Origin of the sequence: Exiguobacterium sp. ZWU0009 (genome assembly GCF_000798935.2) — a bacterium.
Lineage (GTDB): Bacteria > Bacillota > Bacilli > Exiguobacteriales > Exiguobacteriaceae > Exiguobacterium_A > Exiguobacterium_A acetylicum.
The window spans coordinates 2,192,091-2,204,911 of record NZ_CP018057.1 but is presented as its reverse complement, the minus strand read 5'-3'; the positions used below and the strand labels follow the sequence as shown (position 1 = coordinate 2,204,911).

At 43.6% G+C, this 12,821-nt stretch carries 14 protein-coding genes; 10 read left to right on the top strand and 4 right to left on the bottom strand.

From position 1 onward, the window contains the following. Positions 1 to 26 precede the first annotated feature (26 nt). On the top strand, positions 27 to 1,100 hold the full coding sequence (locus tag L985_RS11645; protein ID WP_029342201.1) for an ABC transporter ATP-binding protein: 1,074 nt from the start codon (positions 27 to 29) through the stop codon (positions 1,098 to 1,100). Beyond that, entirely contained in the window at positions 1,100 to 2,053 is a 954-nt protein-coding gene (locus tag L985_RS11640; RefSeq protein ID WP_029342202.1) for an ABC transporter ATP-binding protein, read from the top strand. Before L985_RS11645 ends, L985_RS11640 begins: the two co-directional genes overlap by 1 nt. A gap of 46 nt (positions 2,054 to 2,099) precedes the next feature. Here the strand turns inward: L985_RS11640 and L985_RS11635 are convergent, their stop codons facing one another. Then, the gene (locus L985_RS11635; RefSeq protein WP_029342203.1) at positions 2,100 to 2,633 is read right to left on the bottom strand and encodes an HD domain-containing protein; all 534 of its coding nucleotides are present in this window, start codon (positions 2,631 to 2,633) and stop codon (positions 2,100 to 2,102) included. 223 nt (positions 2,634 to 2,856) lie between these two features. Here L985_RS11635 and L985_RS17040 point away from each other — a divergent pair, with 223 nt between their 5' ends. The 3 genes from L985_RS17040 to mecA all read left to right on the top strand — a co-directional run bounded on the left by L985_RS17040 (position 2,857) and on the right by mecA (position 4,363). Beyond that, positions 2,857 to 2,994 (top strand): hypothetical protein, encoded by a 138-nt coding sequence (locus tag L985_RS17040; RefSeq protein ID WP_023468890.1) that lies wholly within the window; start codon positions 2,857 to 2,859, stop codon positions 2,992 to 2,994. 172 nt (positions 2,995 to 3,166) lie between these two features. Continuing rightward, positions 3,167 to 3,565 (top strand): transcriptional regulator SpxA, encoded by a 399-nt coding sequence (spxA, locus tag L985_RS11630; protein ID WP_012370920.1) that lies wholly within the window; start codon positions 3,167 to 3,169, stop codon positions 3,563 to 3,565. Between the two features lie 171 nt (positions 3,566 to 3,736). Next, positions 3,737 to 4,363, top strand: a complete 627-nt coding sequence (mecA, locus tag L985_RS11625) for an adaptor protein MecA (RefSeq protein ID WP_023468889.1) — start codon at positions 3,737 to 3,739, stop codon at positions 4,361 to 4,363. A gap of 62 nt (positions 4,364 to 4,425) precedes the next feature. Here mecA and L985_RS11620 read toward each other — a convergent pair whose 3' ends face one another. Next, positions 4,426 to 5,148, bottom strand: a complete 723-nt coding sequence (locus tag L985_RS11620; RefSeq protein WP_047393679.1) for an SDR family NAD(P)-dependent oxidoreductase — start codon at positions 5,146 to 5,148, stop codon at positions 4,426 to 4,428. A gap of 70 nt (positions 5,149 to 5,218) precedes the next feature. Here L985_RS11620 and cls point away from each other — a divergent pair, with 70 nt between their 5' ends. The 3 genes from cls (at position 5,219) to pepF (ending at position 9,566) form a co-directional block, all read left to right on the top strand. Next, positions 5,219 to 6,730, top strand: a complete 1,512-nt coding sequence (cls, locus tag L985_RS11615; protein WP_034786055.1) for a cardiolipin synthase — start codon at positions 5,219 to 5,221, stop codon at positions 6,728 to 6,730. A gap of 18 nt (positions 6,731 to 6,748) precedes the next feature. Further along, a complete protein-coding gene (locus L985_RS11610; protein ID WP_071908824.1) occupies positions 6,749 to 7,699 on the top strand; it encodes a competence protein CoiA family protein in 951 nt (316 codons plus the stop codon). 64 nt (positions 7,700 to 7,763) lie between these two features. Then, a complete protein-coding gene (gene pepF / locus L985_RS11605) occupies positions 7,764 to 9,566 on the top strand; it encodes an oligoendopeptidase F (protein ID WP_029342208.1) in 1,803 nt (600 codons plus the stop codon). A gap of 216 nt (positions 9,567 to 9,782) precedes the next feature. Here pepF and L985_RS11600 read toward each other — a convergent pair whose 3' ends face one another. Both L985_RS11600 and L985_RS11595 read right to left on the bottom strand, forming a co-directional pair. Beyond that, positions 9,783 to 10,574, bottom strand: coding sequence for a DsbA family protein (locus tag L985_RS11600; protein WP_029342209.1), 792 nt, complete (start codon positions 10,572 to 10,574; stop codon positions 9,783 to 9,785). A 94-nt stretch (positions 10,575 to 10,668) separates the two neighbouring features. Continuing rightward, positions 10,669 to 11,229 carry a CYTH domain-containing protein gene (locus L985_RS11595; protein ID WP_052169458.1) on the bottom strand — a complete coding sequence of 187 codons (561 nt, stop codon included), beginning with the start codon at positions 11,227 to 11,229 and terminating at the stop codon, positions 10,669 to 10,671. 117 nt (positions 11,230 to 11,346) lie between these two features. On the opposite strand from L985_RS11595, the gene L985_RS11590 reads away from it, so the two are divergent. Next, entirely contained in the window at positions 11,347 to 11,991 is a 645-nt protein-coding gene (locus L985_RS11590; protein ID WP_035396676.1) for a GTP diphosphokinase, read from the top strand. Positions 11,992 to 12,001: 10 nt separating this feature from the next. Continuing rightward, positions 12,002 to 12,805 (top strand): NAD kinase, encoded by an 804-nt coding sequence (locus tag L985_RS11585; RefSeq protein ID WP_023468882.1) that lies wholly within the window; start codon positions 12,002 to 12,004, stop codon positions 12,803 to 12,805. Positions 12,806 to 12,821: the final 16 nt, after the last annotated feature.

Below are 12,821 nucleotides of genomic sequence, written 5' to 3'. Positions count from 1 at the left end.
GGAAACTAGAGAGGAGCTCATTCACAATGGAAACTATTTTATCTGTTCGCGACCTGAATGTCGCTTTCCATACGTATGCCGGGACGGTACAAGCCGTCCGCGGTGTATCGTTTGATTTGAAAAAAGGCGAGACACTCGCAATCGTTGGTGAGTCTGGTTCTGGTAAATCGGTTACTTCAAAAGCGATCATGCGTTTGATCCCAAACCCACCAGGTGAAATCACACAAGGTGAAATCTTATTTGAAGGTCGCGACCTCGTTAAGCTTTCCGATAAAGAAATGCAAAAAGTCCGCGGTCGTGATATCGCAATGATTTTCCAAGATCCGATGACATCACTTAACCCGACGATGACGATTTATAAACAAATCGCTGAAGGTCTAAAACGTCACCAAGGCTTAACAGGTGACGCAGCGAAAAAGCGTACACTCGAACTTTTGACACTCGTAGGAATTCCGAATCCAGAAGCGCGTCTGAAACAATATCCGCACCAATTATCGGGTGGGATGCGTCAACGGATCGTCATCGCAATCGCGCTTGCATGTAATCCGAAAGTGTTGATTGCCGATGAGCCGACGACTGCACTCGATGTTACGATTCAAGCTCAGATTCTCGAGTTATTGAAAGACATTCAGCAAAAAACGGGTACAGCAATCATCTTTATTACGCACGACTTAGGTGTCGTAGCGAACATGGCTGACCGTGTAGCCGTCATGTATGCTGGTAAATTGATTGAAAAAGGTACAGTAGATGAGATCTTCTATGAGCCGCGTCATCCATACACTTGGGGACTACTAGGTTCAATGCCACGTCCATCTGATGACCGTTCACAAGATCTTCCTGCGATTCCAGGAACTCCACCGAACTTGATGCATCCACCAGTCGGTGATGCGTTTGCACCGCGTAACAAATACGCGATGAAGATTGATTTCGAGAAAGAACCACCTTTCTTCAAAATCTCAGATACACACGAAGCGGCGACGTGGTTGCTACATCCACAAGCTCCATATGTCGAACCACCCGCTGCAATCCGTGACTTGGCGTTAAAATACCGTCCGGACAGCGTGTTCTCAAAATCGCTTCTGAAAGGCGGTCTGAAATAATGGAAAACCGTAATAAATTACTTGAAGTAAAAAACTTGAAGCAACATTTCAATATTGGACGTGGACGCGTCGTCAAAGCGGTTGATGGACTTTCATTTGATATCTACGAAGGCGAAGTACTTGGTCTCGTTGGAGAGTCAGGCTGTGGTAAGTCTACGACTGGTCGCTCGATTATTGGTTTATACGAAGCGACAGACGGCGAAGTCATCTTCAAAGGTGAAAACGTTCATGGTAAGAAGTCACGTAAAGACAAATTGAAATTCAACCGTGCAATGCAAATGATCTTCCAAGATCCGTATGCATCGTTAAATCCACGGATGACGGTTGGCGATATCATCGCTGAAGGAATCGATATTCACGGTTTAGCAAACTCAAAAGAAGAGCGCAATAACCGTGTGTATGATTTGCTTGAGACGGTTGGTTTGACGAAAGAACATGCGAGTCGTTACCCGCACGAGTTCTCAGGTGGTCAGCGTCAACGGATTGGTATCGCACGCGCACTTGCTGTAGAGCCGGACTTCATCATTGCGGATGAGCCGATTTCAGCACTCGACGTATCGATTCAAGCCCAAGTCGTCAACTTGATGAAAAAACTGCAACGTGATCGCAGTTTGACATACTTGTTCATCGCCCATGATTTATCGATGGTCAAGTATATCTCAGACCGGATCGGTGTTATGTATCAGGGTCACCTCGTTGAATTGTGTGATGCGGATCGTCTGTATGAGAATCCAGTTCATGCGTATACGAAGTCACTTTTGTCTGCGATTCCGCTTCCGGATCCAGAGCACGAGCGGACACGTAAACGGATCATCTTCGATCGTCCGACGAGTGGACCGGTCGGTAAATCGGATGAAGATTCGAGCATTCCACCACTTCGTGAAATCGAGCCAGGTCACTTCGTTTCGATGACGGATGCAGAACTTGAAGCGTATCAAGCGCAACTCGTATAATCGTTAAAGCAAAAAGGCATTTCCACGTTGATCGTGGAAATGCCTTTTAATTTTCTGATGCGATACGCGGTAGATGAGCAAATCGATGGACGACTGCATCGATTGCATCAAGACGACGCATGGCTTCTTCAAAGTCAATTTTTTCGTAATGATGGAGTCCGCCCGGCTGTTCTTCCAGCGTATCCGCATCATGGACAAGTTGTTGAAGAGGTGTTCGATTGATCGCACCTGGTGGAAGATAAGAATCCGTATGCAACAGAACGGCGAGAGCAATTTCTTTTGCGCGTGCTGGTTCTTCACCAAGGCGAATTAGAAGTTTGTGAGCACGTTCAGCTCCTTTAATGGCATGAATATCATTTTGGCGATATAAATCATAGTTCCAAGTGCCATCGGTATACCATTCGTAATGACCGATATCATGTAAGAGTGCTGCCTTCGTAGCAGTGTCAGCATCTAAGCCGCGTTTCGTAGCAAGTGTTAGCGCGCGCTCCGCGACTGAAATCGCATGATTTAAGCCAGAACGAGATAAATATTTTTGAGCGATCGGATGATCGAGAATCGTGACGAGTGTTAATGCCATGAATGAAAAACTCCTTTCTGAGCGTTGATATTTCTATACACTCTACAGAAAATTGAAAGAAATTGCAACTGTTTTTCATTTCTCAATCGACAATCTCACATATTTAATTGCTTAAAGTAGGAATAGATTTTTAGTTTACGTGGTATACTTACTAATGTAGAAGATGATTATTTCGCTTTCGTAGGTTGTTAGTTCTGTTTCGGGCCGATTGGGGTGTCGGAATATGAAAGAACGTGACAAGAAGAAAAAGCTGAAGAAGCGCCTTTTGCGGGATATTTTAGAGAAAAAACTGAAAGAAATGAAACTTCCTAAAGCAAAAGAGACGATTTCTCAGCCATTTGATCACACGCCAGCTTGTTAAAGCCACGTGGTGGCTTTAACAAGCTTTTTTACGAAAAGTTCTTTCATCTTTATAAAAAAGCTAGGTTTTCTGCTTTATTAGATGTAAACTGTCAAGTAATAGAACCATCATCAATATTTGCTTATTCACATAGATATTGAATGATGTTAAATCAGGGGGAGGATGTTTTTCAATGGTAACACTCTATACTTCACCAAGTTGTACTTCTTGTCGGAAAGCACGCGCGTGGCTTGAAGAACATGAAATCCCGTTCGTTGAACGTAATATTTTTTCAGAACCATTATCGCTCGATGAAATCAAACAGATTCTTCGTATGACGGAAGATGGAACGGACGAGATTATCTCAACACGTTCAAAAGTCTTCTCGAAACTCGATGTTTCCGTTGAAAACTTATCGTTGCAGCACCTATACGATTTGATTCAAGAATATCCGGGATTATTGCGTCGCCCAATCTTGATTGATGAAAAACGCCTTCAAGTTGGATACAACGAGGATGAAATCCGTCGATTCTTACCGCGCAAGGTGCGTACGTTCCAACTTTTGGAAGCACAGCGTCTTGTAAACGAGTAATTTTGAAAAGCACGCTGCTTCGTGAGCAGTGTGCTTTTTGTTACCGATAAAAAAGGTTAAAATAAAGATAACAAAGGAATAGAAATATATCCTTAGGATTCAAAACTATGAATCCAAGTCATGTCCTCGTTCGTATTCTAGATAAGGAACGAGAAGAAAGGAGTGGACAGTTTGAAAATCGAACGCGTCAATGACAATACGGTCAAGTTCTTCATCACGTACACCGACATCGAACGCCGTGGTTTTGCCCGAGATGAGATTTGGTATAACCGGGAACGGGGAGAACAGTTATTCTGGCAAATGATGGACGAAGCGAATGAAAAAGAGTCCATCTCCTTCGAAGGTCCACTGTGGATACAAGTGCAAGCATTTGAAAAAGGTCTTGAAGTCACTGTAACGATCGCGAAAAATGCAGTTGATGGTGAGCAAGTCGATGAAGACGAACTCGATTCACTTTTACGATCAGCGATGTCTGAGACAGAAGATAAAGATACAGAGTTAAGCCAAGATGTTTTATTTGAAACTCGCGATTTTGAACATATCATCGCGCTCAGTCAATATGCGAATGCTCCTGTATTCGCAGAACTTGAAACAGCGCTTTACCAAAAAGATGGACTCTATTTACTGCATGTTCATTTCGAAGATGATGTGAACGTAGAGGCGCAAGAAAACGTCATGAGTTTAATCGCAGAGTATCTCCAGTTCAGCGAGCAAACGATACATCCTGTCGCTGAATACGGGAAACAGATCATTGCTTCAGATGTCTTTCCGTTCATTCGGAAACATTTTCCGAACTAAGGTCAGAAAAAGTGCGAGGAAAAGGAGGATCACATATCGTGATACCTCCTTTTGTTCTGGTATTAAGTGAGGGTGTAGCCTCCATCTACGATGAGCGCTTGACCGTTGATGTAACTCGCTTTGTTTGATAGTAAGAAACAAACGACCTCAGCGATTTCAGAAGGTTGTGCAGGTTCACCTCGAAGGTGATGTTTCATTGCGAGATCAAATTTATCTTTCCCGCCATATAACGCATGACTGAGCGCTGTATCGACTGGTCCCGGGCAAATAGCATTAAATCGGTACTTACCATGGAATCGGGCGGCGTATGTCTTTGTTAGCGTCAGTAAAGCACTTTTAGACGATGCATAAGGCAGTAGCATTGCTGGAAACTTAACGTGACCTACGATGGCACTATTATTGACGATAGAAGCACCCTTTGAGAAGCGTTTCGTCGCAAGCTGGATGATTCGTTCGGGCGCGTGATAGTTCACTTGGAACACTTCTTTTTGTTGATCGGAGACACGTTCAGGTGCAACGGGTTTCCCGAAAGTACCTGCATTGTTGAAAATACCATCGATTTCTGGGAAATCTTCTTGTGTTTCTTCAAAGAACGCATCGATTGCAGAGGAATCAGCTAAGTCGACAGGGAAGAAATATAAACGTCCTTCTCCGTTTGATTCAAGCGAGGATCCCTTTTCTTCATTGCGACCAATCGCAAGGACGGTATGTCCCTCCCGAATGAGTTGAAGGGAAGTTGCCTCACCAATTCCACTTGTTGCACCAGTAATGATATACGTACCCATTTAAACGCTTCCTTTCTGTCATCAGTTAAAATACGATTTGTACGATCTACATAAAAAAGGAGGGGGATTCATGCTACGACGTGTACAACTTCTCATGACCCTCATCTTGACCATCGGCTTGATTGCCTTTTTATCCTACTATTGGAGTGTCTATATGGTAGGTTGGCTGTCCATCGTCATCATCTTGGTCGTCATGAGCGTGTTCGTCATCATTTTACTTGAAAATCGGAACCCAGAACGAACGCTCGTCTGGGCACTCGTCATGATGGCATTGCCTGTCGTTGGCGTATTCGTGTATTTCACATTTGGTCAGAATTACCGTCGAAAACGAATGTTTCGACTGAAGGCAATGCTTGATGAAGAGTCTTACATTAAATATCGTACCCAGTTTAAGGCAGGGGTACACCAATCAGTGTTCCAAGAAGGACATTATGGAAAAGTTGTGACACTTATCGATTCAATCAGTCGCCTTCCGATTTCGTATAATACACATACAAGGATCTTGACGAATGGTCAGGAAAAGTTTCCGATTCTTTTAGAAGAGATTCGTCAAGCACAGCATCATATTCATTTGGAGTACTATATCGTACGCGATGATCAACTTGCGCTTCAGTTACAGGAAGCGTTGATTGAAAAGGCCAAGCAAGGAATCGAGGTCCGCTTTCTTTATGATGCTGTCGGATGTTTTTCGACGGATAAACATTATTTCAAGAAGATGCAGGCGGCTGGTATTGAGGTTCGTGCGTTTTTCCCCGTCGTCTTACCGTTTATTTCGAGTAAATCTAACTACCGGAATCATCGGAAAATCGTCGTCATCGATGGAACGGTTGCTTTTACAGGCGGAATCAACATTGGCGACGAGTATATCGGTCGTGATCAACATTTTGGTTTCTGGCGTGATACTCACCTTCTTGTAAGAGGAGAGGCTGTCTCTGAACTCCAATTGATTTTTTTGCAAGACTGGTATTACATGACCGGTGAACGGCTGTTTACCCCGTTTTATATGGAGCCACTTGAGTACGTTGAAGAAGCAACAGGAGGCGTTCAAATCATTGCAAGCGGACCTGATGAGCCACATGAGGCAATGAAATCACTTTACTTCGGGCTCATCACGGAAGCGCGTGAATCGGTCTATATTGCTTCCCCGTATTTGATACCGGACGAAGATCTCATGACAGCGCTGAAGACAGCTGCTATGGCAGGGATTGATGTCCGTATTCTACTACCGAGTTTCCCAGATCATAAAATCGTGTTTTATGCGAGCCGTTCATACTTTGATGATTTGCTACAAGCTGGTGTGAAAATCTACGAGTACAACAAAGGGTTCATGCACTCGAAAGTCATCGTCGTCGATGACGCCATCGCAACGATTGGGACAGCGAACATGGATTTACGTAGTTTTCATTTGAATTTCGAAGTGAATGCTTTTTTATACGGAACAAACTCTGTTCATGAACTGACACGTGATTTTTATGAAGATTTTAGCCATTCAACACAAGTTGATGCTGATCTGTTTCATCGGCGTCCATTACGCCGTCGATTGATTGAATCAATTTCACGTTTATTCTCACCGTTACTCTAGCAAAAGGGGACGATTCAGATGTTTGAAGCCATTAATGCTTCTGGTAAACGCATCATGATTCACAGATTTCCCATCCATGAATTAAAAGCGATGTCCTTACGTTGTCCGTATTGCCTGAAGCCATTGCGCGTCAGGCAAGGACGACGACCACATTTTGCACATATCTCAGCTTGTTCAGGAGAAAGTAGTTTGCATATGTCCTGGAAAAAGCGTATTGCCGATTCTTTAATAAACGCAGGTATCCAAGTCGAATTTGAATGGATGACTGGAGAGAGACGTTTTGACCTGTGGATACCAGAAAGGGAACTTGGAATTGAAATTCAACGTTCTCCAATGTCGGCAGAGGAATGGATGAGACGAGCCATACTTGATGCGAAACAAGAACAAACAGTTCGGTGGATCGGATTTCATCCTTCACAGGGTGTCACATTGCGATTGCAAGGTTGGATGCGACAAGCATTTTTACAAAATGATTATTTGGATCTAATCGTCGAGAATCAAATCCGGAGATTTCGACATCCGGTTCCTTTTGCGAAACATCATGTCTATTGTACGGTTCAATCGCTTTCGTTATCTGATTTTCTCTCGATAGAGTCTTCATCATTTCCTCGGAAATTTTCAATCGCTCGATGGCAAGGAATCGTTCATCGCTATCGTCGACGTCCTTTTTATCCTTCATTACCTCCACGCCTCCTAAAGGTTCCACTGTATCAAGCAGGTTTCCATCTACAAAATCTTCCCTCTTTTGTCTTTCTTCCCATCACACGTTTATTATTTCTACCCGTCCATCCCTTTGAATTTCAAATCGTCGTCTTTTTAGAGCTAAAAGGAAGATATACTTCGATCTGTCTGGAACATGCCATAAATCAACTGCTTCAGCAATTGAATCTATCAATTGAAAGAGAGTTGATTGATGCTCTTGTCAGGGAATGGATGGAGCGGATTGAGGAGGCGAATAAGCTGTTTTAGCAGGAGCACTTCGATTGTTTGTCGAAAAGAAAACAGGTATAACTGAATTAAAGGAGTGAGGGAAATGGCAGAAGTATTAACACGTCAAGATGTTGACGTTACAGAAACATGGAATCTAGAGTCGATTTACGCAACGAACGAAGCGTGGGAAGAAGAATTCGAATCGGTGAAAGCGATGCTTCCATTACTCGTCGAGTATAAGGGTCGTCTTGGACAGAGTGCAGAAACGCTCTATGAAGGGTTACAGTTACGAGACGAAGTCTCAAGACGCCTTTATAAGCTTTATACATACGCGCACATGCGTTATGACGAAAATACAGCAGACAGCTTCTATCAAGCCATGAACGACCGTGCTCGGACGCTCGCGTCGCAAATCGGAGCAACACTTGCTTTCATGACACCAGAACTATTAGCTGTACCTGAGTCAACGATTGAGACGTATCTTAATGAGAATCCAGATCTTGCGATGTATCGTCACGCATTTGATGAATTGAATCAAGAGCGTGAACACGTCCTGACGGAAGCAGAAGAAGCGATTCTTGCGAAGGCAGGAGAAGTACTCGGTCAATCCGGTACGACGTTCGGTATGTTGAACAATGCAGATCTGACATTCCCGAAAATTAAAGGGGAAGACGGAGAAGAGACAGAGTTGACGCATGGTCGCTTCATCACATTCCTTGAATCATCTGATCGTTCGGTCCGTGAAGCAGCATTTAAAGCGATGTACGGAACATATGCGAAATACACCAATACACTCGCCTCGACACTTGCTGGGTCAGTTAAGAAAGACAACTTCTATGCGGATGTCCGGAAGTTCCCATCGGCACGCGCAGCAGCTTTACACGGTAATGCGATTCCTGAGTCCGTCTATGATGGATTAGTTGAAGCGGTACATGAGCATTTACCACTGCTCCATCGTTACGTCGCCCTGCGTAAGCGGGTGCTCGGACTCGATGAACTACACGTGTATGATATGTACACACCACTCGTTTCTGAGGTGGAGATGAAAGTCTCTTATGAGGAAGCGAAACAATTGATGGTTGAAGGACTCGCACCGCTCGGAGCGGAGTACAAGCACATCCTCGAAGAAGGATTGTCTGAACGTTGGGTTGATGTCCGGGAGACGCGTGGTAAACGGAGTGGAGCTTACTCTTCTGGTGCTTATGATACACAGCCGTTCATTTTGATGAACTGGCAAGACAACATCAACAACCTCTTTACACTCGCACATGAATTCGGACATTCTGTCCATAGTTATTACACGCGGAAATCTCAACCATATCCATATGGTGACTATTCAATCTTCGTCGCAGAAGTCGCCTCAACGACGAATGAAGCATTATTGAACGACTATCTATTGAAAAAAGTGACGGATCGTAAAGAAAAACTCTATCTATTGAACAATCAACTCGAAACATTCCGCGGAACATTGTTCCGACAAACGATGTTCGCCGAGTTCGAACATGCAATCCATGATGCGGCTCGTCTTGGACAATCGCTGACACCGGAATTCCTAACGTCAACGTATTATGCGTTGAATCAAAAATACTTTGGAGAAGAAATTGTATTAGATGAAGAAATTGGTCTAGAATGGGCTCGGATTCCACACTTCTACTACAATTATTATGTCTATCAGTATGCAACAGGTATTTCTGCTGCTGCTGCCTTGACGGATCAGATTCTAGAAGAAGGACAACCTGCTGTAGAGCGATACATCAACAATTTCTTAAAAGCGGGATCAAGTGATTATCCAATCGAAGTGTTAAAAGCTGCGGGTGTTGATATGACAACAAAAGCACCAGTGGAAGCAGCACTTCGTCAATTTGAACGTGTCCTAGATGAATTTGAATCTTTGTTAGCAGAGTGACATCTTTGTGACAAAGTGAACAAAGAGTGGAAAAGAGGAGTGGTCCACGATATACTTATATTGTGAAGAGGGTCACATTCCCCAGTCGATTCTCTTTTTCCCCCATCCAGTGGTCAAAAGAAAAGTCCTTCTCGTCATGAGGGACTTTTTCTTTTGTCTATGATTGAACATAAAAAGGACAGTGAAGCACGCTTCACTGTCCTTTTTATGTTTTTATCATGCATGTGCCGAATCTTTTAAATGACGCCATACTTTTCCATCACAGTACGATAGAGAAGCACATTTTTGTTGCAAGACTAGTTTTTTTAATTCATGTTCAATCTGGGATTCAGGAGCGTCATAAATAAAGGCGATTTCAGCCGTTGTTGCTGTTTCATACCGTCTCAAGAATTGTTCGAGTGGTGGCTTCGGTTGTTTTTCGATCGTATGATCTAGCAATTCACTTAAGATCGAGACATACACCAAATACTCATAAGGTCCTTCTGCTTTAATCGCTTCTTCGTCTCCGACGAAAGCAAGTGTCGGAAGAATCCGAACATCCCACTCGGTGACTAGTTCAGTTTCTTTCTCGAGCATTTGCTGAATCGTATCCGACGACACATCACGATGGAACTCTTCTAAATCCAAACCATACTCCGTCAATGCTTCTGCTAGCCGCATCAATGATGGGCGACTATAAGCACTTTCTCCTTCGACGTTATGAAGCATTCGAAGGCGTCGCATGAATCGCATACCAAACGTTTTTCCTTGAAGCTCAATTGCTTTTAGAATGACGAGTGGTGACATATCGCATGCAGATCGTGATGGAGCACATGGAATCGTTGCAATCGTCCGAAGACGGAACAGATGACCATATTCTAGCTCTAGCTTCTTGAGGACGGGTATCAACCGTAAACCATCCGTTTGTGTCACATCTAGAAAATGATAGATTTCCAGAGGTTTCGTCGGTTGTTGAATCGATGGTTCGTCCAATGAACAATAAGATCCGTTGCATTGTGCGTGTTCCATCCGTTCACCCCTTCCTGTTGTTATCGTTACCCTATTTTAGCAACGAAAAAAAAGAAAGAGCAAAGGTTTTGCTTGTTCATTCTTACACGAAAAATCAAGAAAGCGCTTTACGTTCCATGAAGCGAACGATTTTGTTTTTTGTTTTGCGCTTGGGAATGTCGTGTTCTGAAAGAAGTCGCTCGAAATCCTTTTGCCCTTGTTCGAAGTTACTGACCTCAAACTCTAACTCATAATCGGTATGTCCGAGATAGCGACTTTTATCAAGGACAAGCAATCCTTCTGGAAGAACGGTTTCGATTCGTTCTGTCTCTAATCGACCTAAATGTTCTAAAGATCCCTGTAAATCAAATGACTTTAGCTGATTGTTCATCTCTTCGGAATGAATTAGACCGTATTTGAATAAATCTTCTGCTTCAGTTGCTGATAACGTGACATGTGTCTCAAGCAACCCCTTTTCATGAGGTTGTTTTAAAGTCAGTACGAGTCCCTGTTTTTTTTCACGAATCCGTAATGCAGCGCCTTTTTTACGAAGTTCAAAATCTGGTGTATCAAAATAATCATTTGCTTGCCAAATGGGTTGTTTTGTTGACGCATAATGGGTAAATAGTGATAGATATTCTTGTTCAGACAATAAGTTCTTAAATTCGATTTCCAATTCTTGTCTAATCGGAATCACGCCTTTCTAGTTGAATGTCTGAAAATATGATAACATGAATGAGGTAGGAACAGGCACCGAACCAATACTATTCGATTAAAAGTGGTGACAAATCAGATGACAAAAGAAAATTGGGATTTATTTCTTGCGCCGTATCAAATCGCGGTCGATGAGTTGAAAGTTAAGCTAAAAGCGATTCGTAAACAATTTCAGCAACGGGGAGAACATTCACCGATTGAATTTGTCACAGGACGGGTCAAACCTGTAAAGAGCATTCTTCAAAAAGCGGAACGAAAAGCAATTGCGCGCGAGTCATTAGAACAAGATATGCAGGATATCGCCGGATTACGTATCATGTGTCAATTCGTCGATGATATCATTCATGTCCTTGAGCTCTTGCGCTCGCGCGGAGATTTCAAAATCGTCGAAGAACGAAACTACATTACGCAAAAAAAGGATAGTGGCTATCGATCGTATCACGTCATCATTGCCTATCCGGTACAGACAATCGAAGGTGAAGTTCCGACATTAGTCGAAATTCAAATTCGAACGCTTGCGATGAACTTCTGGGCAACGATTGAACACTCGTTGAACTATAAGTACCAAGGAAATATTCCGGAAGAGACGCGTGAGCGATTGCGGCGTGCGGCAGAGGCAGCATTTTTGCTTGATGCGGAGATGAGCCAGCTGAAAGTAGAAATCCAAGACGCACAACTCGTCTTTCAACGCGACGCTAAGGCGTCTGAACGATTAAAAGAGTAGGGGGATGACCATGCGTTTTGCAATCACGGCTCGTGATGATGAGCGATCTCATGCGCTGAAACAGCAACTCGAGCAGGCATTGACGGATCGAGGATGTATTCTTGATGTCAGCCAGCCGGAAATCGTCGTCTCGATCGGTGGAGACGGAACGATGTTACAGGCGTTTCATTCGTATCTAGATCAAGTAGAGACGATCACGCTTGTTGGGATTCATACGGGGCATCTTGGTTTTTATGCGGATTGGCGCCCTGAAGAAATGGATGAACTGATTGATCATATCGCGAAGCAGGATTTGGCGACGGTTCAATACCCATTGCTTGAACTCTCGATTGATTATGCGGATGGTTCACACAACCAACTGCTTGCCTTGAATGAATGTACGATTAAAAGTTTTAATCAGACGCTCGTTTGCGATTTATCGATTCGAGGCGACTACTTCGAGACATTCCGAGGGGACGGGTTGTGTGTATCGACACCGTCTGGTTCCACAGCTTACAATAAGGCACTCGGCGGAGCGATCGTTCACCCGGCGCTCGAAGCAATTCAAATTACAGAGATGGCTTCCATCAACAATCGTGTCTACCGGACGATCGGCTCACCGATGTTGTTACCGAAACATCATGATGTCGAAATTCGTCCCGTTAATCCGATTGATTTTCAGATGACCTATGACCACTATGCTTCGATCATTCATCAAAACGTGACATCGATTCGATGCCGGGTCTCTGATAAAAAAGTGAAATTTGCTCGTTTTCGTTCTTTCCCGTTCTGGCAACGGGTGCGGGAATCTTTCCTGGCAGACGAAAGACGTTAAAGTAAAGGAAATGGAA